The organism is Nocardia carnea (assembly GCF_029868325.1).
GTDB lineage: Bacteria > Actinomycetota > Actinomycetes > Mycobacteriales > Mycobacteriaceae > Nocardia > Nocardia carnea_C.
This window is the reverse complement of the sequence record NZ_JARWNW010000299.1, coordinates 1-22832: the sequence shown is the minus strand read 5'-3', so window position 1 is coordinate 22832 and position 22832 is coordinate 1. Positions and strand designations below refer to the sequence as shown.

General features: G+C 67.8%; 18 protein-coding genes and 1 pseudogene. 12 read left to right on the top strand and 7 right to left on the bottom strand.

Annotated features, from left to right (window positions below):
- The first annotated feature begins 99 nt into the window (after positions 1–99).
- On the top strand, positions 100–729 hold the full coding sequence (locus QH196_RS28805) for a TetR/AcrR family transcriptional regulator (protein ID WP_280418989.1): 630 nt from the start codon (positions 100–102) through the stop codon (positions 727–729).
- A gap of 259 nt (positions 730–988) precedes the next feature.
- Positions 989–2221, top strand: a complete 1233-nt coding sequence (locus QH196_RS28800) for a PucR family transcriptional regulator (RefSeq protein ID WP_280418988.1) — start codon at positions 989–991, stop codon at positions 2219–2221.
- On the opposite strand, the gene QH196_RS28795 is transcribed toward QH196_RS28800, so the two are convergent.
- Genes QH196_RS28795 through QH196_RS28785 form a run of 3 tightly spaced genes read right to left on the bottom strand, consistent with a single transcriptional unit; the run spans position 2127 to position 4463 of the window.
- The gene (locus QH196_RS28795) at positions 2127–2972 is read right to left on the bottom strand and encodes a MerR family transcriptional regulator (RefSeq protein ID WP_280418987.1); all 846 of its coding nucleotides are present in this window, start codon (positions 2970–2972) and stop codon (positions 2127–2129) included. The two genes, QH196_RS28800 and QH196_RS28795, sit on opposite strands and share 95 nt — an antisense overlap.
- 4 nt (positions 2973–2976) lie before the next feature.
- Positions 2977–3828, bottom strand: coding sequence for an alpha/beta fold hydrolase (locus QH196_RS28790; RefSeq protein WP_280418986.1), 852 nt, complete (start codon positions 3826–3828; stop codon positions 2977–2979).
- A gap of 53 nt (positions 3829–3881) precedes the next feature.
- Positions 3882–4463: a sugar O-acetyltransferase gene (locus QH196_RS28785; RefSeq protein WP_280418985.1), complete on the bottom strand. Its 582-nt coding sequence runs from the start codon at positions 4461–4463 to the stop codon at positions 3882–3884.
- Positions 4464–4529: 66 nt separating this feature from the next.
- Here QH196_RS28785 and QH196_RS28780 point away from each other — a divergent pair, with 66 nt between their 5' ends.
- The 6 genes from QH196_RS28780 (at position 4530) to QH196_RS28755 (ending at position 11974) form a co-directional block, all read left to right on the top strand.
- Positions 4530–4688 carry a hypothetical protein gene (locus QH196_RS28780; RefSeq protein ID WP_280418984.1) on the top strand — a complete coding sequence of 53 codons (159 nt, stop codon included), beginning with the start codon at positions 4530–4532 and terminating at the stop codon, positions 4686–4688.
- 49 nt (positions 4689–4737) lie between these two features.
- Entirely contained in the window at positions 4738–5940 is a 1203-nt protein-coding gene (locus tag QH196_RS28775; protein ID WP_280418983.1) for a sensor histidine kinase, read from the top strand.
- Positions 5937–6611: a response regulator transcription factor gene (locus tag QH196_RS28770; protein ID WP_280418982.1), complete on the top strand. Its 675-nt coding sequence runs from the start codon at positions 5937–5939 to the stop codon at positions 6609–6611. Before QH196_RS28775 ends, QH196_RS28770 begins: the two co-directional genes overlap by 4 nt.
- Positions 6612–7386: 775 nt before the next feature.
- Complete coding sequence (locus tag QH196_RS28765; protein ID WP_280418981.1) at positions 7387–8382, top strand: alpha/beta hydrolase; 996 nt, start codon at positions 7387–7389, stop codon at positions 8380–8382.
- Complete coding sequence (locus tag QH196_RS28760) at positions 8379–10232, top strand: ABC transporter ATP-binding protein (RefSeq protein ID WP_280418980.1); 1854 nt, start codon at positions 8379–8381, stop codon at positions 10230–10232. The genes QH196_RS28765 and QH196_RS28760 overlap by 4 nt, the downstream gene beginning before the upstream one ends.
- A gap of 29 nt (positions 10233–10261) precedes the next feature.
- Positions 10262–11974: an ABC transporter ATP-binding protein gene (locus tag QH196_RS28755; protein WP_280418979.1), complete on the top strand. Its 1713-nt coding sequence runs from the start codon at positions 10262–10264 to the stop codon at positions 11972–11974.
- Between the two features lie 208 nt (positions 11975–12182).
- Here the strand turns inward: QH196_RS28755 and QH196_RS28750 are convergent, their stop codons facing one another.
- Positions 12183–12824: a TetR/AcrR family transcriptional regulator gene (locus QH196_RS28750; RefSeq protein ID WP_280418978.1), complete on the bottom strand. Its 642-nt coding sequence runs from the start codon at positions 12822–12824 to the stop codon at positions 12183–12185.
- Positions 12825–12883: 59 nt separating this feature from the next.
- On the opposite strand from QH196_RS28750, the gene QH196_RS28745 reads away from it, so the two are divergent.
- The 4 genes from QH196_RS28745 (at position 12884) to QH196_RS28730 (ending at position 18114) form a co-directional block, all read left to right on the top strand.
- Positions 12884–14431, top strand: coding sequence for a flavin-containing monooxygenase (locus QH196_RS28745; protein WP_280418977.1), 1548 nt, complete (start codon positions 12884–12886; stop codon positions 14429–14431).
- Complete coding sequence (locus tag QH196_RS28740) at positions 14428–15258, top strand: SDR family NAD(P)-dependent oxidoreductase (protein WP_280418976.1); 831 nt, start codon at positions 14428–14430, stop codon at positions 15256–15258. The genes QH196_RS28745 and QH196_RS28740 overlap by 4 nt, the downstream gene beginning before the upstream one ends.
- 17 nt (positions 15259–15275) lie before the next feature.
- Complete coding sequence (locus QH196_RS28735) at positions 15276–16199, top strand: alpha/beta hydrolase (protein ID WP_280418975.1); 924 nt, start codon at positions 15276–15278, stop codon at positions 16197–16199.
- A 121-nt stretch (positions 16200–16320) separates the two neighbouring features.
- Positions 16321–18114, top strand: coding sequence for an AMP-dependent synthetase/ligase (locus QH196_RS28730; RefSeq protein WP_280419017.1), 1794 nt, complete (start codon positions 16321–16323; stop codon positions 18112–18114).
- Positions 18115–18176: 62 nt separating this feature from the next.
- Here QH196_RS28730 and QH196_RS28725 read toward each other — a convergent pair.
- The 3 genes and pseudogenes from QH196_RS28725 to QH196_RS28715 form a co-directional block, all read right to left on the bottom strand.
- Positions 18177–19653, bottom strand: a pseudogene (locus QH196_RS28725) (DHA2 family efflux MFS transporter permease subunit).
- 189 nt (positions 19654–19842) lie between these two features.
- Complete coding sequence (locus tag QH196_RS28720) at positions 19843–20748, bottom strand: glycine betaine ABC transporter substrate-binding protein (protein ID WP_280418974.1); 906 nt, start codon at positions 20746–20748, stop codon at positions 19843–19845.
- A gap of 267 nt (positions 20749–21015) precedes the next feature.
- Positions 21016–22221 (bottom strand): NAD(P)-dependent malic enzyme, encoded by a 1206-nt coding sequence (locus QH196_RS28715; RefSeq protein ID WP_280419016.1) that lies wholly within the window; start codon positions 22219–22221, stop codon positions 21016–21018.
- Positions 22222–22832 lie beyond the last annotated feature (611 nt).

The following is a 22832-nucleotide window of genomic DNA, read 5'->3' as shown; positions in this document are numbered from 1 at the left end:
ACCTCGGTGGGCCGCCGAGCAGGCGATTTCACGGGCCGGGGCCTGCTGCCGCACTAAGCTGGTCGAGCTCGTTGTTTTGCGCAGGAACAGGAGGCAGCGGTGCCCGCCAGAACAGGTCAGCGTAGGCGCCCGACCCAGGAGCGTGCGCGGGCGACCCGCGAGCATATTCTCGATACCGCTGCCCGGCTCTTCGGCGAACGCGGTATCGCCGATACCTCGACGAATCGGATCGCGGCGGCGGCCGGCGTCAGCATCGGCACCGTCTACCGCTATTTCACCGACCGCGCTGTCATCGTCGACGAGTTGCTCGAACGGCTACTGGAGACCATCGAGCAGCGAATCACCAATCATCTGGCCGGCCTCTCGGAGAACTCACCGGAGGAAATTATCGCCGGAGTCCTCGAGATCATCACCGAAGAATTGGTGGCCAATGCGCCGCTGGTCCGCGCACTGGTGGCGGGAGTGCAGTTCTACAACAGCGGTATACCGGAATTCGAGCCCCGCCTGCGCATCCTGGTCAAGGTGATGCTGATCCAGCTGCTGGGCCCGGGTGACGATCGCGAGTACGACACGATGAGCTTCGTCCTGATCAATACGATGTTCGCGGCCGTGCTGCGGGTGTCCGCCCTCGAGGTCGACGACGGCGAGCGCAGGGCGGCCGTCGGGATGACCGCCCGGATGATCGGTCGCTGGATCGAATCCGAGATGGAACGGCGCCTCGCCGCCTGAGTTGTTCGAGCGAAAAGTGAGCAGTTGCGGCGATCAGCTCCGCATAATACTCGTCTCTCGAATCAGAAATTCCATTCGACCTGGTAAACCCACCTAATTACACGTAACCGACGGTCACCGGAAGCGGAGTAGAAGGTGAGTGATAGCTCAGATTATCGTGGGTTCGGAACCGGCGCCCGCCGCACCCTGACCGGCGACGGTTCGTTCCCCGGCCGTCGCGCCGGGCTGATCGACCCTGCGGTGACAAGGAGGTCCCCCGGTGATTATCGAGAGCGCCGATCGCCATGAACTCGCTTCGCGCACCTACCCCTCCGCCCCACCGGCACCCGATGTGCATCGGCTGGCGCGTGAGATCGTGGCCGACCTCACGCGATCCGGAGCACTGTGCCCGGCAATCCCCGGCGATGCCTTGCGCGGTGAGCTCACCGCGGTGGTCCGGGTCTGCCTCGGCTGGTTGATCCGGCGACTGCACGGCGAATGCCCGCCGCAGCGGCTCGACCGGCTCGAGGCCGCCGCCGGCGGCTGGGCACGCGACGACGTCGAGATCGGCACCGTGCTGCACGCCGCCCACCGGGCAGTGAAGGGCGGTGTGGAGCTGTTGGTTCCCTCGGCCGGACAGAAGTCCGGTATCGATATCACCGTCGCGATCACCGCCTCGGTCGAGTTGCTCGCCCTGATCACCTCCACCGTCAGCAAAGCCTATGTCCGGGAACTCAAGAGCGCTGCCGGCGCACACCACACCGATGTGCACACAGTGACCTCGGCCCTGCTCGGCGGGCATACCGCGACCGCCATGGCCCGGGACGCGAGTATCCGCATCGCGGACCGCTACTACGTGCTCGCGCTGGCCGTACCCGCGCACCGCGACGAAAACGATCCGCGCCTGGACCGCCAGGTCGTCGCCCGCCGAAAACTGCGCCGGCTACAGTCCGCCCTGGCCACGCTGCTCGACCGCCAGGCATTGCCGCTGCTCTCGGTCGACGGCGGAACCATCCTCGTTCCCACCGATGCGTGCACCGAAGACGGAATCGATGACCTCGTGCAGAAACTCTCCGCCGCAACCTATGTCGATATCACCGCGACCGTCGTATCCGCGGGCGCCGACGACGTACCGGCCGCGACCCGGCAGGCGCACGAACTGCTCGATATCGTCGAACAGCTGGGACTCGGGGCCAGGGTCCACCGCTTCGCCGAACTGGCATTGGAATACCAGCTGACCCGCCCCGGCGTCGGCCGCGCCCGCCTCGACCGGCTACTCGACCCGCTGGACGGCCACCCCGAACTGCTGCAGACCTTGCAGACCTACATCGACACCGATCGCAACCGCACCCGCACTGCCCGGCAACTGGCAGTGCACCCGAACACGGTCGATTACCGCATGCAGCGCATCGGGGAACTCACCGGCCTCGATCCCACGAACTCCCGCACCTGGTGGTATCTCTACAGTTCCCTGGTCGCCCGCCGCTCACGAGGCTCGGCGGCCATCGCCTGAGCGTGGTCCACCCGGTCCAGCCACGTTTCCGGAGTAGTTCGATCAGGCGCCGTGCCGCGGGCACGGTATCGAATGCGAGGGTGTCGAGCAGTTCGGCGAACGGCGGCTCGATACCGGTGGCGCCCAGGTGGTCCTCGCCCATTTCATCGGCCAGCTCCGTGATGTAGCCGGCCATGGAGTCGGCGAGTTCGGTGAGTGCGGGGTCGTCGTCGGGCAAGTCGAGCGCGCTGCCCAGGGTGCGGTAGAAATCGATGAGACGTGAATCGTCCAGCTGTTGATGTTTGCGGGCGATCCACTCCGGTACCCGGTCGGACGAATGCGCCACCAACGGGATCCAACCGTCCCGTTCGAAGCGCACGATACGTTCGTCGATCCCGAGCGAACGGAGGCGATCGAGAAATTCGACCACCTCCGGCGGCAACACCAGGCCCTCGCCGGCGGTGAGGCGGGCGATACGTTCCCTCCGCCGCTGCCGCTCCCGGATCTCCGCGCGCAGCCGCCGGTCGATCTCGGCGATTGCCGCGGCGAACTCCGTTTCGCCGGCGCCCAGCAGTTCCTGCACGCGCACCAGCGGCACCCCGGCTTCGGCGAGCGTCCGGATCTTGATCAGTTCGATCACCGCGCCGGCGTCGTAGCGCCGATAGCCGGACTGGTCGCGTTCCGGTTCCGCCAGCAGCCCTTTCGCGTGGTAGTGCCGGACCGCACGCACCGTCACTCCGGCATACGACGCCAGTTCGCCGATGGTCAGCATTGGTTCAGTCTCCCGGACCCGGCAGCCGGCCGATGTGATCCGCGACGATCCGGGCGATTTCCGGTGCGCGGGTGAGCACCAGCCGGTGATCGGCATCCATCCAGATTGTAGTGATGTCCGGCCGTTCGCGAGCAAGTCGTTCTATCCCGTCCCGCCAGTTGCGATTGCGCCACCGGGTCCGTTCGCCGGGATCGCCGCCGGCCATCGAGTCCGACATGATCATGCTGATCGGCGCATCGATATCGCGGTACCGGCCGAGAAGGGTTCGGGTGCGGATCACATCGAGTTCCAGGTTCAGGTCGAGTACCTGCTGCGCGGTGAGCGATACCCGATCCGCGGCATCGCGCGTATCGTCGCGGTCCGGCGCCGCCGAGGTCTCCCACATCGCCCGGAACTCCGGCATATCAGCCGCGGAGAGAAACGGTTCGGGTATCGGATTCGCTCCGTCGATGAGTACCAGCCCGGCCACACCGCCGGGGTGCTCGGACGCATAGTGCGCGACCAGGTCGGCGCCGAGTGAGTAACCGGCGAGCACGGGTGCCGGATCGGAGAGCCGCACAGTCGACACGACGGCGGTCAGATCCGCGAGAAAGTCTGCGAACGAGTACCGCGCGGCAGGGGAGCTGAGACCGTGCCCGCGGAGGTCGAAGGCCACCACATCGTGGTCGCGGCGCAGCAACTCGATCAGAACATGCAGACCGGCCTGTGTGGAATACAGGCCGGGACAGAGTACGACGGTTCGCCCACGGCCGCCGCGGGACACCGAAACGGTGCCACCCTCGTGATCGATCGAGAAGCGTTGCAGGCCGGGGCGGCGGCCACTGCCGGTCCGGATATCGTCGATTTCGCTGGTCATGACGACCATGGTGCGAGATTGACCCAGGGGCAAGGTCAACCGCCGAGGCAGGCCTACCGAGGGTGGGAGCGCCCCGGGGCGAGCTGCCGGACGACCCGGCACGGATTGCCCGCGGCGAACACCTGCGGCGGCACATCCCTGGTCACGACGCTGCCGGCGCCGACAACGGCGTTCGCCCCGATCGTCACACCGGGGCAGACGATCACACCCCCGCCGAGCCAGACATTGTCGCCGATGGTGATCGGCGCGGCGGTCTCCCAGCGCTGCCTCCGGAGCTCGTGGTCGTCCATCGGATGCAGTGCGGTCAGCAGCTGGGCTCGTGGGCCGATCGAGACGTCGTCACCGATCCGCACCGGCGCGCAATCCAGCACGATCGCGTCGTAGTTGAGAAAGCTGTTGCGCCCCAATTCGATCAGGTAGCCGTAATCGCACTGGAACCGCGGCATGATCCACGAACCCTCGCCCACGGCACCGAGCAGGTTCTCCAGGATGTCGCGCCGCTGCGCCTCGTCGCCGGATTTCGTCTCGTTGAAACGATCCAGCAGTTTCTGACAGGCCCGCCGTTCCGCGACCAGTTCCGGATCGCTGTCCCGGTAGAGCTCTCCGCCCAGCATGCGCTGCTTCTGCGTAGACATACCGGCGATCCTGCCGTAGACCGGCGGATTCCGGCGCGGGGATATAGAGGCTGCCGAGGCCCGTCCATGCGTACGACGGTCCGGAAATCGCGGCGCCGAGGGTATGCCTTCCCGCTGCCGACGACCGCCGGTACCGGAGGGGCGAAACAGGTCGAACCGGCCGCCACCTACGTCGGTGCGCGTAGAGCGGGCACGCTCGGATACGTCGTCGGCCGTAGCCGGTGACGCCTCCCGAGGGGAGCCCGAGCCGGCCGGGGTCACGTACTGTCACGATATGGATCTGCGGACGGTGTCACGGGAGCTGTCTGCGCGTTTCAGGCGGCAGCCCGCGTGGTTGCCGGATATCGCGCTGGGGTTGTTCGTCACGGTGATCCAGGTGCTCGGTGCGATGGTTCCGGTGCCGGTCGAGCCGGCGTCGACGCCGGTCTCGGGGATCGGGTACGTCCTGCTGGTCGTGAGCGGTGTGGCCGTGGTGGCGCGCCGGCAGCGGCCCGTCGCGGTTTTCGCGATCACCGGTGTGGCCAGCCTGATCTATTTCGCTTTCGACTTTCCCGATCGTGCTTCCTACCTCGGGCTTTTCGTCGCTCTGTACACCGTGGCCGCATACGGCGACGGGCATCGCTCACTGCGGATCGCGGGCGCGGGGATCGCGGTGCTCTCGGTCGGCTGGGTGATCGCCGGCGCCGATGTGGAACCCGTATCGGCGATCGGCTGGGTGTTCTTCCGGATCGGCGGGGCGGTGATCGCCACCATGCTGGGCGAATCCGCGCGGTCGCGGCAGGTGATGGCCGCCGATGCGCAAAAACGCGCGGAGCTCGCGGAACGCTCGCGTGAGGAGGAGGCCCGCGCCCGGGTCGACGCCGAACGGCTACGGATCGCCCGCGAAGTACACGACACCGTCGCCCATGCCATCGCGATCATCAATGTCCAGGCCGGGGTCACCGCGCATGTGCTCGGCAAACGGCCCGAACAGGCCCGCGATGCGCTGCACACCATCGAACAAACCAGTTCCCGGGCGCTGCAGGAGATGCGCGCGATCCTCGGTGTGCTCCGCGACGGCGATGAGCGTGAACCGTTCCCGGGGCTCGACCAGATCCGCGAGCTCACCGGAAAGGCCCGCGAGGCCGGGCTCGATATCAGCCTCGAACAGCCCGAATCGGTGCCGGCGCTGCCGAGCGCGGTGGGCAGTGCGGCGTACCGCATCGTGCAGGAATCCCTCACCAACGTGATCCGCCATGCCGGACCGACGCGGGTGACGGTGATACTGGAACCCGTGGTCGATGCCCTGTACATCCGAGTGATCGACGAAGGACGCCGCACGCCCGGACCCGGCCACACCGGTTCGGGTCGCGGAATCGCCGGTATGCGCGAACGCTGCCGATTGCTCGGCGGTGAACTCGACGCGAAACCACGCCCCGGCGGGGGATTCGAGGTCACCGCCGGTCTGCCGTTCGCCCCGGTGGGTTCGCGCCTGTGAACACACCACCGATCAAAGTTCTGCTCGCCGACGACGAGCGGCTGGTTCGTTCGGGTTTCAAAGTCCTGCTGGACCTGGAGGACGACATCACGGTGGCCGGGGAAGCCACCGATGGCGCCGAAGCGGTCGAACTGGCCCGCAGCACCCGGCCCGATGTCGTGCTCATGGATATCCGGATGCCGACGCTGGACGGGATACGCGCCACCGCCCGGATCGCCGAAACGGCCGGGCTCGAGCAGGTCAAAGTGCTGATCCTCACCACCTACGACACCGACGACAACGTCTTCGAAGCATTACAGGCGGGCGCGAGCGGCTTCCTGCTCAAGGACGCCGGTCCTGCCGAACTGCTGCACGCGATCCGCGTTGTCGCCGCCGGTGACGCACTTCTCGCGCCCCGAATCACCCGGCGGCTCATCGGCCAGTTCACCGCGGCGCGCCGAGTCGCGCGGTCCGCGGCGCACCGGCTGAGTGTGCTCACCGACCGGGAACGCGAGGTTCTCGCCCTGGTCGGGCAGGGTATGAGCAACGACGAGATCGGCGCCACCCTGTTTCTCAGCCCGGCCACCGCCCGCACCCACGTCAGCCGCGCCATGGTGAAACTGGGTGCCCGGGACCGCGCGCAACTGGTCGTGATCGCCTATCAGACCGGGTTGTGTGATTCGGCTCCGTAGGCGGCCACGGCAGTAGCTCCCGTGAGGCCGCTGCCCTACCGGCTCTTCCAAGCCCGCCTGTGTTCACCGCACGACCGACGCGCCGGAACGCCCGGCACGGATACTCCCCGGCGCCGAGGCGGCCGGGCGGCAAGCGCGTCACCCACGAGGTCTGGCATCGCACCGCCGCAACGTCGAACCGCGCCGCATCCGGTCCGCGGCGGGCATCGGCACCTCGAACCATCGACTGCCCCGACCTTCGGACCGCCACAACCGGCGGCCCCGGCCGAACCCCGGAATATCCGCAATCCGCCCGCAGGTCGTCCGTGCGATGGTGAAACCGGGCGGCCGGGACCACGTTTGCAGCGCGCCACGGCCCACCTGCTACTGCCCCCGCAACCGGCCCCTGCCGATCCTGTCGCAGGTCCTCGTAGCCGACTGCGGCTACGACAGTGAGCCGGCCGCCGGGCCGGAAATCTGCTGCCGCGCGATTCGGACTCATCGAAATGTGTCGACCCCAAGCCATTTCGCTGACCCGCGCGGGGGCGGCTCAGCGCTGCGGGGAACTCCACGATCCCAGCCGGTCCACGCTGCGTCGCGGGTCCTACCCGGCTCGCGGGGCTACGACAGGGGCCGTAGCCGACCGGGCCGCTGGTACGCGAATTCACGTAGACAGTGCCGCCCGCCGCCGGAAGCGCGAGTCATCCGGCCGGCGCCACCATCGAGGTACCCCGCGGAGCACCGAATCCGGTTCGGCACGAAAGGCATAACCATGCGAGGCAGAGTTCCACTGCGAATGCGTATCGTCACCAAACTGCGGCCGGCCCCGGACTGGGATTCGGTCACCCCGGAACAGTTCGTCGAGTTCCGCACCACGCAGAACCGCTTGCGCGGGTCGAGGCTGCTGCGGCCCCTCACCGGCCGGCCCGACCGCGCGGCACGGATCGCCGACGAACCATTCGATCTCCCCGGCCGGCGGTTGAACATTCGGGTGTATCGGCCGGAGTGGGAAGGCTCTCCACTGCCGATGGTGATCGCCTTTCACGGCGGCGGTCTCATCAGCGGTTTCCCGGATCAGGACGATTGGCTGCTCGCCCATCTGGCCGCCCACTGTCCGGCCGTGGTGATCTCACTCGATTACCGTCTGGCGCCCGAACACCCGGTGCCTGCGCCGGTGCTCGACGCCTACGACGCCGTACCCCGGCTGGCCGAGCTCGCTGCCGGCTGGTATGCGGATCGGGACCGGATCGCGCTGCTCGGGTCCAGCGCGGGGGCCACGCTCGCGGCCCTCACCGCGATCCGGTGCACCGAACTGGGACCAGCCCTGCGCGCCCAGGTTCTGATCAATCCTCAGCTGGACTGGACCGAGCGGGCTTTCGAATATCCCTCGTTCACGGAGAACGCGAACAGTCCCACCGCGTCCCCTGCCGAATGCCGAGCGGTCCCTCGTCTGGCGGTCCCCGAATTCTTCGATCGCCGGACGATTTCCCCGATGTACAGCGAAGGACTGAAGGGGGTCGCGCCGGCACATATCCTCGCCGCCGGCCTGGATCCGCTCGAGGACCAGTCCGCTGCTTACGCCGATCGCCTGCGCTGCGCCGGGGCCGAGGTGACGTTGACCCGGTATCCCGAAGCGACACATGCCTTCCTGAGCATGCCGGGCGCTGTCCCGGCCGCCCGGCGGGCCCGCGCGGAAATACTCGACCATCTCCGCCACCGGCTGGCCGGCGGCCCGCCCGCCGGTGAGCGACCCGCCGCCACGCCGGCGCCGGGAAGGCGGGTGCGGCGATGACCACCACAGAACTCGCCGAACGGCCGCAGCAATCCGTCCCCGCGGCGGCGGATACCCCGACGCGGCACGATATCGCCGGCGTTCTGCGCGCTCACCTGGGGAGTTTCGCCGCGGTGGTCGTCTTGCAGATCGCCGGGGCGGTCGCGGGTCTCGCACCGCTGCTGGCGGTCGTGGAACTGGGGCGGATCCTGTTGTCGCCCGGCCCGCTCGACGAGGGGCATATCCGGTTCGTGGTCCTCGCGGGTGCGCTCGGATTGTTCGCGCAACTCCTGTTCACCGGCGCGGCGACCGGAATCGGGCATCTGGTCGACACGCGGGTACAACTGGCGTTCCGCCGCCTCCTCGCCGAGCGGCTCGGCCGGGTGCCGCTCGGCTGGTTCTCCCGCCGCCGGACCGGTGAGCTGGCCAAAGTGGTCGGCGAGGATGTGAGCGCCGTACACCCGTTCATCGCGCATACCCCCGGCGAGCTCGTCTCGGCGTTCGTGGTGCCGCTGGTTTCGCTGATCTACCTGTTCACCGTCGACTGGCGGCTCACCCTGATCACTCTGGTCCCGGTGGCGCTCGCGCTTGCGCTGGTGCCACTGATGATGACCCCGGCCCGGCTCCGCGAACAGCGGGCCTTCGACGCGGCTATGGGACGGATCGCGGATTCGGTGGTGGAGTTCGTGCAGGGGATCGCGGTGGTGAAGGCGTTCGGTGAATCCGGGCGCGCGCACCGCCGTTTCCGCACCGCCGCCGACGAGTTCGCCGATATCTTCTTGCGGATGGTGCGGGGCCTCGCCCCGGTCGGCGCTGCGATGCAGGTGGCGACGTCACCGCCGTTCGTGCTGCTGGTGGTGCTGATCGGCGGAGCGGCGCTGATCGCGAACGGGGGTATGGCACCTGCCGATCTATTGCCGTTCCTGCTGCTCGGGCTGGGTCTGACGGCGCCCGTGGCGGCCCTGGGGCACGGCTTCGACGATATGCAGACGGCCCGGCGCGCGGTGAACCGCATCGGGAGCGTGCTCGCCGAACCGCCGCTCCCGCAACCGGCCCGCCCGGTGACGCCTCGGGGGTATCGCGTGGAACTACGCGACGTGCGATTCGGTTACGACGCCGGGCACGAGGTGTTGCGCGGTATCGACCTGACGCTGGAACCGGGCACCGTCACCGCCATCGCCGGACCGTCCGGCAGCGGCAAATCCACGCTGGTGCAGTTGCTGCCCCGATTTTTCGACCCGGTGGCCGGATCGGTGCGGGTGGGCGGTGTGGATCTGCGCGAGATCGCCGACCGCGACCTCTACCGCACAGTCTCCTTCGTCTTCCAGGACGTGCGGCTGCTGCGCGCCTCGGTCGCCGAGAACATCGCGCTCGCGGTCCCCGATGCCGACCGTGCCGCGGTGATCCGGGCGGCCCGGCTGGCGAATATCCATGACCGGATTCTGGAACTGCCGCGCGGCTACGACTCGGTGATCGGCGTGGATGCGGGACTGTCCGGCGGTGAGGCACAGCGGGTTTCGATCGCCCGCGCCCTGCTCGCCGACACCCCCGTGCTCGTCCTCGACGAGGCCACCTCCTTCGCCGATCCGCAGACCGAACAGGCCGTCCGCACCGCGCTGGCCACCACGGCCGGCGACCGGACAACCGTCGTTATAGCCCACCGCTGGGAGACCGTCGCCGGCGCCGACACGGTCGTGCTGCTGCGCGACGGGCAGATCGCCGCATCGGGCCGGCCCACTGAACTGCTGGCCGCGGGTGGCGAGTTCGCCGCGTTCTGGCGGTCGCACCCCACATCACTGGACACAGAGAGTCGAGAGGAGGACGGCGCGGCCGCGGCGAGCTCGGACTCGACGCACTCCCCCCGGCCTTGAAGGGCCGGGCTTGCGCGCCACGAATTCAGATGATCCGCATGCTGTTACGGGTACTGGGCCATTCCTACGCCCGCCCGGTCCGCCGCACCATCGTCTTGATGACCATCACCGCGATCGCGGAAGGACTGTCCTACGCACTGCTGGTTCCGGTGCTGCGCGCGCTGTTCGGCGCGGAGCCCGCCGCCGCCCGGATACCGCTGGTCGCGTTCGGGGTAGCGGTCGCGGGATACGCGCTGCTGCGCTATCTCAGCGATCTGTCCGGCTTCCGCGCCGGCACCACGCTGCTGCGCGGTGTGTATCACCGGCTGGGCGATCATCTGGCCCGGTTGCCCATCGGCTGGTACAACGCCGATCGGGTCGGCGAGATCTCCGTCCTCGCCGGCCGCGGAGTGTTGCAGGCCATGAGTGTGATCGCCCATCAGCTGTCTCCGCTCGTCTCGGCCACCGTCACCCCGCTGACCGTCGTCGGTGTCATACTCGTCTTCGATTGGCGCCTGGGTCTGGCAGCTCTGGCCGCCGTGCCGATCGTGGTGCTGATCCAGATCCGGTCCGGTCGCGCCATGGCCGCCGGTGATGCCGAACGCCACGCCCGTGATCAGGAGGCCGCCGGGCGGGTCGTCGAATATCTCCAGGCGCAGCCGGTACTGCGCGCCGGCAGCCGGACCGCCGAACGTTTCGGGATGCTGGACAACGCGTTGCGCGGTGTGGAACGCGCGGCCCGGCGCAGCATCCTGTCCGCGTTGACCGGGGTGGTGGGCCTGACGCTCGTCGTGCAGATCACCTTCACCGCGCTACTGGCCCTGGGCGCGTATTTCGCTCTCGGCGGCGATATCGGCGCGGCGGAACTGCTCGCGGTGCTGGTCCTGGCAACGCGCTGCACCGAACCGCTGCTGTCCCTCGCCGAACTCGGTGGCCAGTTGCGTGCGGCACGGGCCGAGCTGACCCGGCTCGACGCGCTGCTGCGCACCCCACCGCTGCCGGAACCGGCCCACCCGGTCCGCCCGGCACGCCACGACCTGGCGTTCGAATCCGTGACCTTCGCCCACGACGACCGCCGGGTTGTCGATGATCTCTCGCTGTCGGTGCCGCAGGGTCAGCGGCTCGCGATCGTCGGGCCCTCCGGCGCGGGGAAGAGCACACTGCTGCAACTGATCGCCCGGTTCTACGACGTGGACACAGGCGCGGTGCGGATGGGCGGCGTGGATATCCGCGCCATCGACACCGAATACCTCATGTCACAGATCTCCTTCGTCTTCCAGCACGTGTACCTCTTCGACGGCACGATCGAGCAGAACATCCGCCTCGGCCGGCCCGACGCCACCGACGCGCAGGTCCGCGCGGCAGCATCCGCGGCTCAGCTCGACGAGGTGATCGCCCGGCTCCCGAACGGCCGGCACACGAATGTCGGCGAGGGCGGCGCCCTGCTGTCGGGTGGGGAACGCCAGCGGGTCTCGATCGCCCGCGCCCTGCTCAAGGATGCGCCCATCGTGCTGCTCGACGAGGTGAGCTCGGCGCTGGACCCGGTGAACGAGGCGGCGGTCCACGAAGGGATCGAACGGCTGATGGCAGGCCGGACGGTGGTGCTGGTCGCGCACCGGCTGCCTACGGTCCAGCGCGCCGACCGCGTCGTATTCCTCGATCGCGGGCGCATCGTGGAAGACGGCAGCCATGACGAACTGCTGTGCCGGGGCGGCCGGTACGCGGATTTCTGGAACCTCGCTACTACACCGGCTCAGGGATGAGGGGCTGGGAGGTCGCCCGGTGACCTCCCGCCGCTTGCGTCGACCGTTCCGGTAATCCATCGAGCCGTCCCCGTAGACGCGGGGACCGGTGCGCGCCGGATCGGTTCGAGCTGAGGATCCTGCCTCGTCCCGCAGGAGCACAGACACCGCGACCCTCGCGGTGCCTGTTCCCCCGTTCCCGGGCACTGCACAGCGGCAGGTGGAGGGGTCAGGACCGGAGGGCGGCGGCCAGCGCCGGGTTCACCGCCGTCGACAGCGCCATCAGCGACTCCACCAGCAGGTCGATCAGCGCGTCTCGGGTAATGGTTTCCTCGCTCAGCCAGGACAGGGTGGTTTCCTCGGTGAACGCGACCCAGCCCCGGACCGACAGCAGCAGGCGGGGATCTTCGCGTTCCTGATCCGACAGCGGCACCTCGGCGAGGATGATGCCGACGATCGCGCGCCGGGTCTGCGCCACCATATCCGCCAGGGCGGGGTCGGAACTGGTGGGGCCGCGTAGTAATGCCAGGTACGAGGTGCGGTTCTCGCTGACGTAGTCGATATAGCGGCCGACCGAATCGCGCAGCATATCGGCCGGACCGAGGCTGGGGTCCGGGACGACCCGCACCAGCAGTTCCGCGTTCGCCTGTTGCACTACGGCGAGTTGGAAGTCCTGTTTGGTCGGAAAATAGTGGAACAGCAGGCCGCGGGAAATACCGGCTCGAGCTGCGATTTCACTTATCGATATGTCCTCGATGGCCCGTTCGCCGAGCATTTTCACGCCGAGGGTGATCAGCTGTGCTCGCCGCTCGTCCGGGCTCAGGCGGACACGCTTGGCGGTTTCTCCCTGGCTGATACTCACTTCGTCCATCCTACTGAACGCTGCTCAATACTGTTGACTCCGGCTCAATAGAGCTTTAGTCTGAGTATATGAGTCGCAAGGTTACAGACAAAGCTGTCGCCAACCGGACGGTCCGCCACCTGCGGACGATCATCATCGGCAGCGGTTTCGCCGGCCTCGGCCTCGCCATCCGGCTGACCCAGCAGGGCCGGGATGATTTCCTGGTGCTGGAACGCGGCAGCGATGTCGGCGGCACCTGGCGGGACAACACCTACCCGGGCGCCGCCTGCGATGTGCCGTCGCATCTGTACTCCTACTCCTTCGCGCTGAACCCGGACTGGTCGCGCTCGTTCTCCCGGCAGGGCGAGATCCAGTCCTATATCCAGGGCGTCGCCGAGAAGTACAACGTGCGCGATAAGCACGTCTTCGACTGCGATGTCACCAGCGCCCACTGGAACAACGACACCGCGCGCTGGGAAATCTCCTCCAGCAAGGGCGATTTCACCGCCGATACCGTGGTCTCCGCGGTCGGCGCACTGTGCGAGCCCAATCTGCCCGACATCAAGGGCATCAACAGCTTCGAGGGCGAGATCTTCCACTCGGCCCGGTGGAACCACGATTCCGACCTCACCGGCAAACGGGTCGCGGTGATCGGTACCGGCGCCTCGGCCATCCAGATCGTCCCCGCGATCGCCGGGAAGGTCTCCCACCTCGACGTCTACCAGCGCACCGCGCCGTGGCTGCTACCGCGGCTGGACCGGCCCTACACCCTGCCGGAACGGCTCGCCTTCAAACACATTCCCGGCGTGCAGCGGCTGTCCCGGGCCGGTATCTACGCCGCCCGCGAAACCCAGGTGGTCGGCCTGGCGAAATTCCCGGCGCTGATGCGCGGTTTCGAAGCCTTGGCCAAGGCCAAACTACAGCTGGAGATCCGCGACCCGGAACTGCGCAAGAAGGTCACCCCGAACTTCCGGATCGGCTGTAAGCGCATGCTGATCTCCAACGAGTACTACCCGGCGCTGGATCGCGACAATGTCGATGTGGTCACCGACGGTATCGCCGAGATCCGCTCGAACTCGATCGTGACGAAGGACGGCACCGAGCGGGAAGTCGACGCGATCGTGGTCGCCACCGGGTTCCACGTCACCGACTCCCCCACCTACCAGACCATCTTCGGTCGCGACGGCCGCAGCCTCACCGAGGTCTTCGACGAGATCGGCCAGCAGGGCTACAAGGGATCGGCGATCGCCAACTACCCCAATATGTTCTTCCTGCTCGGCCCGAACGTCGGGCTCGGCCACACCTCGATGGTGTACATGATCGAATCGCAGATCAACTACATCGCCGATGCCCTGGCGACCTTCGAGAACCGGAACCTGCGCACCGTCGAGGTCCGCCGCGACGCCCAGGACGCCTTCAACGCGGGCCTGCAGCGCAAACTCGCCAAGAGCGTCTGGAGCACCGGCGGCTGCGCCAGCTGGTACCTGGACAAACACGGTAACAACACCACGTTGTGGCCGGACTTCACCTTCGAATTCCGCCGGATAACAAGGAAATTCGATATCGCCGCCTACGATACGACCACGGCGGCCGACGCCCCCGCCCGCCCCGAGCTGAAAGTAGTGACTGCACAGTGAGCAACGAAGCTTATTTCCGCAACAAGGTCTGCGTTATCACCGGTGCCGGGTCCGGTATCGGCCGCGCACTGGCCGTGAACCTGGCGCGCCGCGGTGCGAAGCTGGCGCTCTCCGATATCGATACCGAGGGCCTGGCCGAAACCGTGCGCCGCTGCGAACAGCTGGGCGCCGAGGTGAAATCCGACCGGCTCAACGTTGCCGAACGCGAGGCCGTCCTGCTGTACGCCGATGCGGTGAAACAGCATTTCGGTGTCGTGCACCAGATCTACAACAACGCCGGTATCGCACATCACGGCGATATCGTGAAAACCGATTTCAAAGACATCGAACGCATCATGGACGTCGATTTCTGGGGTGTGGTGAACGGGACCAAGGCGTTCCTGCCCTACCTCCTGGAATCCGGAGACGGGCACGTGGTGAACATTTCCAGCCTGTTCGGCCTGATCGCCGTCCCCGGCCAGGCCGCCTACAACTCGGCCAAATTCGCGGTCCGCGGATTCACCGAGGCGCTGCGCCAGGAAATGCTGGTGGACAAGGCGCCGGTCAAGGTCACCTGCGTCCATCCCGGTGGTATCAAGACCGCGGTCGCCCGCAACGCCACCTACACCGAGGATATCGACGGCGCGGACGCCAGCTCGAAATTCGACAAGTATCTCGCCATCCACAGCCCGGAAATGGCGGCGGAAACCATTGTCGACGGTGTGCGCAAGGGCCACGGCCGGGTGCTGATCGGCTGGGAGGCCAAGCTGCTGGATCTGTTCGTCCGCACCGCCGCCTCCGGTTACCAGCGCATCGCGGTCGCCGTCGAACGCCGATTCCTACCCTGACCGGGAGCAAGACCGATATGCGAGATATCGCCCTCCCGCTGCCGTTGATCCGGGCGTTCATGGGCCCGCTGTACCGGTTGTCGTTCGACCACCGGCTGCCTTTCCGGGCACAGCGAGCGCTGATCGACGCCGCCTCGATCCTGCAGCCGGTACCTGCCGGTGTGCGGGTGGAGAAGTTGCGGCTGGGTGGACGCCCGGCCGAACGGCTCGCCCCGCGTACGCCGGCGGCGACCGGCCCCGCCGCCGTGCTCTACCTGCACGGTGGCGGTTATACCGTCGGTTCCCTGGCCACCCATCGCTCGCTCAACGGCCGCCTGGCCGCCGCGACCGGACTGCCGGTCTATGCCATCGACTACCGGCTGGCGCCCGAGCACCCGTATCCCGCGGCACTCGACGACGCCGAGGCCGCCTACCTCGAACTGGTCACCGAATACGGCTACCGCCCGGACCGGATCGCGATCGCCGGTGATTCCGCGGGCGGCGGCCTCTCCCTGGCGCTGGCCCAGCGGCTCATCGCCCGGCACGGGCACACCCCCGCCGCGCTCGGCCTGATCGCCCCGTGGGTGGATCCGAACCAGCTCTCCGAACGCCCGCGCGACCTCGTGGTCAACGGCCCCTGGTCGCGGGCGTGCGCCGCGGCCTATCTGGGCGGCGGCGACTGCAACGATCCGGGCTATGCCCCACTGCACGGCGCCCTCGCCGGACTGCCCCCGGTGTATATCCAGGTCGATATCGACGAACTGCTGCACCCGCAGTGTGTCGACCTCACCGCCGCGTTGCGGGCAGCCGGGGTCAACGTGGAGTTCACCGAGAGCCGGGGGCTCTGGCATGTCGCCCAGCTACAGGCCGGCTTGGTCGGCCCAGCGGCCACCGTCCTGGGCGAAATGGCCGGCTTTCTGCGGCACGCCGTGGATCAGCAACCGGCGAGCGACATAGGATGAACTGATCAGGACTCGTGAACCTCGGCCATGACGTGAACTCTGCGCATTCACGGGTGGCCCGTCACCGGACGGTGCCGGTGGCGTAAATTACCGACCAGTAAGCACACAGGGAAAGGCAATGATGCGCGAGTTCGAAGCCCCGGCTTCCTACACCATCCCGGAGGACGCGAACAATTCCGATGCCGTGTTCCGGCACGCGAAGGAATCCCCCGCCGCGGTCATGTTCAACGTCCCCGACGGCCGGGGCGGCTGGCGCGATGTGCGGGCGGAAGAGTTCGCACGATCGGTCACCGATGTGGCGAAGGGCCTGATCGCCTCCGGTGTCGAACTGGGCGACCGGGTCGCCATCATGGCCGCCACCCGCTACGAATGGGCGCTGCTCGACTTCGCCATCTGGGCGGCCGGTGGCTGCACCGTGGCCATCTACGACAGCTCCTCGGCCGAGCAGGCCCGCTGGATCCTGCAGGATTCGGCCACCGCGCTGCTGATCGTGGAGAACGATAAGCACCGCGGGGTGATCGCCGAGATCGACCCGGGCGAACTGCCGCAACTGCGCGAAACCCTGCAGATCGACTCCGGCGCGCTGGACACCCTCATCGGACGCGGCGCCGAACTCGACGACCAGGCCGTGCACGACCGCCGCGCCCAGGTCACCGCCGCCTCCCCGGCCACGCTGATCTACACCTCCGGCACCACCGGCCGGCCCAAGGGCGTCATGCTGACCCACGCCAACCTGTGGGCCGAATCCCGCTCCGACCGGATCGCGCTGGCCTCTTTCCTCTCGCCCGGTAAGAAGACGCTGATGTTCCTGCCGCTGGCGCATGTTTTCGCCCGCGCCGTGGGGCTGGCCGCCTTCGACGCCAAGGTCACCGTCGCGCACACCTCCGACTGGAGCACGCTGGTCGCGCAGTTCGCCGAACACCGGCCCGATTTCGTACTGTCGGTACCGCGCGTATTCGAGAAGGTGTACAACGCGGCCAAGCAGAAGGCACACGACGAAGGCAAGGGCGCGATCTTCGACGCCGCCGCGGCCACCGCGATCGCCTACAGCGAGGCTCTGGAGAAGGGCAAACCCGGACTGCGGCTGCGCGCTCAGCGCGCCCTGTTCGACAAGCTCGTCTACGGGAAACTGCGCGCCGCCCTCGGCGGTAACTGCCAGGCGGCGGTCTCCGGCGGCGGCCCCCTCGGCGCCCGGCTGGGCCATTTCTTCCGCGGTATCGGCGTCACCATCTACGAGGGTTACGGCCTCACCGAGACCACGGCCGCCATCACGGTCAACACCCCGGAGCATATCCGTGTGGGATCGGTCGGCCGCCCGATCGAGGGCCATGCTGCCAAAATCGCCGAGGACGGCGAACTGCTGCTGCGCGGCTCCGTGGTATTCGACGGTTACTGGGGCAACGACGAAGCCACCGCCGACGCATTCGAAGACGGCTGGTTCAAAACCGGCGACCTCGGTGCCATCGACGCGGACGGGTTCGTCACCATCACCGGCCGCAAGAAGGAAATCATCGTCACCGCCGGCGGGAAGAACGTCTCCCCCGCCGTCCTCGAGGATTCGCTGCGCGCCCATCCGCTGATCAGCCAGGTAATGGTGGTCGGCGACGGTAAACCGTTCATCGGCGCGCTGATCACCCTCGACCCGGAAGCACTGCCGGGCTGGAAGGAACGCAACAATGTCGCCGCCGATGTCGATATCACGCGGCTGGTCAACAATCCGATGCTGATCACCGAGGTGGAGACCGCGGTCGCCGATACCAACAAGAAGGTGTCCAAGGCCGAGCAGATCAAGAAGATCAATATCCTCACCGTGGACTGGACTCAGGAAACCGGTGAACTCACCCCGAAGATGTCGCTGAAGCGTTCCGTGGTGATGAAGCAGTACGCCGACGAAGTCGACAAGATCTACAGCTAGCCGATCGCCAGAAAACGCGGCCCCCGGGGAAGGTAAGCCCACCGGGGCCGCGTTTTCGTCCATCAGCGGGTGAGGGAATCCGCCTTCGGTGCCTGTGCCGGACCCGCGGGCCCGGCGGCGGGGTGGCGGATGAACAGGGCGGAGGCCACCACACCGACCAGGAGCAGCACCGCGGGCAGAAACGTCGCCTCACTCAGCGCAGTACTGAACGATTGCTGTACGGGTTCGGGGACCTGGCCGGCGCCCATCCCTTCCCCGGCCGGAGCCCCGCCCAGCCCTTGGGCGCTCATCCGGGACGCCACCAGTGCACTGATCGCGGCACTGCCGAGCACCGCACCCACCTGGCGGGTGGTGTTGTAGACGCCGGCGCCGGCCCCGGCCTGGTGAATCGGCAAGTTGTGGGTGGCGGTGGTGGCCAGCGGCGCCCAGATGAACGCATTGGACAGGCCCGCGACCGCACCCGCGAGCACCATCCAGGTGATATTCGCATGCGGGTTCCGCATCACCAGCGCCAGCCAGGCGACCGCTATCGCGAACAACAGGAATCCGGTGGTCGGGATCAGACGTGGATGCCACCGGCCCGACAGCTTGCCCACCACCGGTGCCGCCACACCGGAGAGGATCGCCATCGGGGCGAGCACCAGCGCGGACCGGGTGGGCGTCATACCGTGCACGGCCTGCAGATAGAAGTAGATCGGCACCATCACGGCAGTGGTCGCCGCGCCCATACTCGCGATGGCCAGATTCGACAGCGAGAAATTGCGATCGCGGAAAAGGTTCAACGGGAGCAGCGGCTCGCCGGACCCGCGCGCCTGGGTCACCAGGAAAACAGCCAGCACCGCGAGCCCCGCAACGATCATCAACCAGATGGTGGCCGACCAATCGTTGGCGTTGCCCTCCTGGATACCGAACACCAGCAGGAACATGCCGGTCGCGCTCAGCACGACCCCCAGCAGGTCGAATTTGTGCTCATGGGTCGGCAGGGACGGCACCAGCCAGACCGCGAGCACGAAAGCGACGATCCCGACCGGCACGTTGACGATGAAGATCCATTCCCAGCCGAGACCGTCCACCAGCACCCCGCCCAGGATCGGGCCGATCAGGGTCGCCAGCCCGGCGACGGCACCCCACAGGCCCATCGCCGCGCCACGGCCGTCCGGCGGGAAGGTCCGGGTGATCACCGCCATGGTCTGCGGTGTCATCAGCGCGGCGCCCAGCCCCTGCACCGCGCGCCGCGATCAGGGTTTCGATAGTGCCCGACAGCCCGCACCACAGCGAGGCGAGGGTGAACACCGTCAGGCCGATCAGATAGATGTTCTTGGGACCGAATCTGTCCCCGAGCCGTCCCGTGATGAGCAGCGGTACCGCGTAGGTGAGCAGATAGGCGCTGGTCACCCAGATGACGCTGGAGATATCGGCGTGCAGATCGGTCATGATCGCCGGGTTCGCGACTGCCACGATGGTCACATCGAGCAGGATCATGAAGAATCCGACGACCAGGGCCCCCAAGGCCAGCCACGGATTACGTTGAGTGGGCATAGATTCCATTCCTGTCCCGGCGGCGCGGGATGCGCCGGCTCATGGATCTGTCGCGGTGCGCCGCATCATCCGGCCCGCCACCGGCCAGTGGTACGCGGCAACGGTTCATGCCGTATCACTCCGGACTACATGTACGACGTCGCGGGCCGCACCAACATTCCGGGCATTTCGGACCGATCGTAACCCGTGCTACAGACCGTGCGCGTCCAGCCAGGTTCGCGCCAGTTCCGCCGGATCGGCACCCTCGTCGCGTACGCGCAACACCAGCGCGGCGAGTTCGTCGGTGGTCAGTTCACCCGCCACATAGTTCAATTTCTCGGACTGCCGCTCGTCCAGCACACCCTTGCGGAGGACGGCCACCGGGTTCTGTGCACGGATCGCGTCCCCGGAATCGGCCGGCACGGTCAGGCCGTCGATGCCGCCGGGCAGGAATTCGGCCGGACCACCCAGCACGGCCACCTGAATCCGGCCGTCGACCAGGGCACGCCGCAGTTCGGCGGGGTCGGTGAACTGCTGGGTCGCGCTGAATTCGCAGCCCGAGATCCGCGCCGCCACCGCGGGAAGGTCCAGCAGGCCCGGCACCGCCGCCGTCCCCGCGGTCAGCCCGGAACACTGCTTCGCGAGATCTTCGACCGACCCGATTCCGCGTTGTTCGGCGGTGGCGGTGGTGATCAGTACCCGGGGTTCGAAATCGGTGCCGTCGGCGAGGTCGGTGGTGACGGTGTCCTGGGGCAGCGAACCGTTCAGTTCCTCGGTTACGGCCTCAACCGTCTCGGCGTCCGCCCCGATATTCAGTTCGGCGAGCAACGCACCGTTGTGATCGGCCGCCACCGCGATCGTCCCCGCCGACAGTGCGGCCAGCATCTCGGACCGCTCCCCCACCCCGGGCTCCACCCGGACCGCCGTCCCCGTCCGCGCCAGCGCCTGCGCATAGATCTCGGCCAGCACCCGCGATTGCACCGGCTGCTGCGCCCCCACCACCAGCGGATCGGCCGCCTCTCCGGAACCGCAGGAAACAGCCAGCACGGCAAGCGCCGGCACCAGCATCCGCCCCACCACACGCACCGACGCGGCCAGCACCATCGCGCGCGACACCCACTTCCCGTAACCAGCCCGCCGCACCCGATCCCGGGCGCCCGACAGCCCGAATCTACCGCCGCCCACGCTCCCGATAACTCGCACCCCCACGACCGTCCACGCTCAATGCGATGCGGCGCAGCCGCGAGCATCGAGGCTGACAGCAGGGACCCAGGGGGCCAAAACCCGCGCCGCCGGAGGCGGCGCAGACACTACAGCACCCGGTCATTGGTGACGACCGGGTGCTGTAGCTGGGTTACCGCCCGGGTAAGGCGGAACGATCTATCAGGCGACGCCTTCCGCGCGGGCGGCGGCGGCGACCGCGTCGGCGACCGCGGGGGCGACCCTGGGGTCGAGGGGGCTGGGCACGATCTTGTCGACCGCGAGTTCGTCGGCGACCACGCCGAGGATCGCGTCGGCGGCGGCGATCTTCATTCCTTCGGTGATCCGCCGGGCGCCCGCGTCGAGCGCACCTTTGAACACACCGGGGAAGGCCAGCACATTGTTGATCTGGTTCGGGAAATCACTGCGGCCGGTGGCGACGATCCCGGCGTATTTGCGGGCGACGTCCGGGTGGATTTCCGGGTCCGGGTTGGACATGGCGAACACGATCGATTCCGGTGCCATCGAGGCGATGAGGTCTTCGGCGATGGTGCCCGCGGACAGGCCCAGGAACACATCGGCGCCGGCGAGCGCGTCCGCGGCGGTGCCGGTGAGGCCGCGCGGGTTGGTGCGTGCGGCGAGGTCGGCTTTCACTGTGTTGAGGTCGGTGCGGTCGCTGCTGACGATGCCCTTGGAGTCCAGCACCGTGACGTCGGGGATTCCGGCGGCGAGCAGGATATTGGTGCAGGCGACACCCGCGGCGCCGGCGCCGGAGACGACGACCTTCAGGCCCGAGGTCGGCCGGCCCTGCACCTTGGCTGCGCCGTTCAGGGCCGCCAGCACCACGATGGCGGTGCCGTGCTGGTCGTCGTGCATCACGGGGCAGTCCAGCGCTTCGACGACCCGCTTCTCGATTTCGAAGCAGCGCGGCGCGGAGATGTCTTCCAGGTTCACGGCGCCGAAGCTGGGCCGCAGGCGCACCAGGGTTTCGACGATTTCGTCGACGTCCTTGGTGTCGAGCACGATCGGGATGGAGTCGAGGCCGGCGAACTTCTTGAACAGCGCCGATTTACCCTCCATCACCGGCAGGGAGGCGCGCGGGCCGATATCGCCGAGGCCGAGCACGGCGGAGCCGTCGCTGACGACGACCACCAGGCGGTCGGTCCAGGTGTAGCGCTTCGCCAGTTTTTCGTCCTCGGCGATCGCGCGGCTCACCTGCGCCACCCCCGGGGTGTAGGCGATCGATAGGTCGCGCTGGGTCTCCAGGGGCGAGCTGAGCTCAACCGAGAGCTTGCCCCCGAGGTGACCGGCGAAGATCTCCTCGTGAGTGATCGCCGCGAGGTCTGCAGCCTCATTTTTGCTGGCGGTGGCATTCGGTGCGTCAGTCACAGAGGACACGTTTTCACTCCTGCTGGTTGCGGTCGTAACCGGTGGACGGTTACCGCCGGGTATTTGGTGTTATCTGCGTCATATCGTTCATCGGTGGCGCGACCAGGATGTTTCCCGGTGGAGCCGTAACCCGGAGGCCCGGAGAGTCCGGGACGAGGCGAAAAGTGGCAGCACTGATTTCGGGCAGCTGCCCTCCGGGCGGATTTCGGACGGGTTGGTCCGGCAGAACTCGACCGGCGCCCGGCTCCGGCTGCGATGGTGCGTCGCGTGGCGGTGGGCGCCCGATATCCCCGACCCGGCGGTGGCAACGATCGGGAATCCGCAACATTGTGCCAGGTCCGGTGCGGAACGCCAAACCGGCACCGCGGATCGTGTATCGAACACCACGGGCTCAGCCTAGGTGGCGGGCATTACCTTCCCGTAAGGGGAAACTCCCGGCTCCGGGAAGTCGCGGGTGAGCTGTGTTTATTTGCGGCGCCTACGGCGCCGCGGGTTTAGGCCCCTTTTGTGCCCGGATTTAGCCCAACGGTGGAGGGGGGGCGGCCGCGCGGGGAGGGGCCCGGAAGGCGGGGGCGGGCGCGACCCGTTAAGGGGGGGCGGGGCGAGGGGCC

What these genes read in the sequence shown, in the direction of transcription:
- QH196_RS28755 (WP_280418979.1), top strand. Translation starts at nt 10,262, where the DNA reads ATGATCCGCATGCTGTTACGGGTACTGGGCCATTCCTACGCCCGCCCG.
- QH196_RS28750 (WP_280418978.1), bottom strand. Translation starts at nt 12,824, where the DNA reads ATGGACGAAGTGAGTATCAGCCAGGGAGAAACCGCCAAGCGTGTCCGC.
- QH196_RS28785 (WP_280418985.1), bottom strand. Translation starts at nt 4,463, where the DNA reads ATGTCTACGCAGAAGCAGCGCATGCTGGGCGGAGAGCTCTACCGGGAC.
- QH196_RS28745 (WP_280418977.1), top strand. Translation starts at nt 12,884, where the DNA reads ATGAGTCGCAAGGTTACAGACAAAGCTGTCGCCAACCGGACGGTCCGC.
- QH196_RS28790 (WP_280418986.1), bottom strand. Translation starts at nt 3,828, where the DNA reads ATGACCAGCGAAATCGACGATATCCGGACCGGCAGTGGCCGCCGCCCC.
- QH196_RS28730 (WP_280419017.1), top strand. Translation starts at nt 16,321, where the DNA reads ATGCGCGAGTTCGAAGCCCCGGCTTCCTACACCATCCCGGAGGACGCG.
- QH196_RS28765 (WP_280418981.1), top strand. Translation starts at nt 7,387, where the DNA reads ATGCGTATCGTCACCAAACTGCGGCCGGCCCCGGACTGGGATTCGGTC.
- QH196_RS28780 (WP_280418984.1), top strand. Translation starts at nt 4,530, where the DNA reads ATGCGTACGACGGTCCGGAAATCGCGGCGCCGAGGGTATGCCTTCCCG.
- QH196_RS28775 (WP_280418983.1), top strand. Translation starts at nt 4,738, where the DNA reads ATGGATCTGCGGACGGTGTCACGGGAGCTGTCTGCGCGTTTCAGGCGG.
- QH196_RS28760 (WP_280418980.1), top strand. Translation starts at nt 8,379, where the DNA reads ATGACCACCACAGAACTCGCCGAACGGCCGCAGCAATCCGTCCCCGCG.
- QH196_RS28795 (WP_280418987.1), bottom strand. Translation starts at nt 2,972, where the DNA reads ATGCTGACCATCGGCGAACTGGCGTCGTATGCCGGAGTGACGGTGCGT.
- QH196_RS28735 (WP_280418975.1), top strand. Translation starts at nt 15,276, where the DNA reads ATGCGAGATATCGCCCTCCCGCTGCCGTTGATCCGGGCGTTCATGGGC.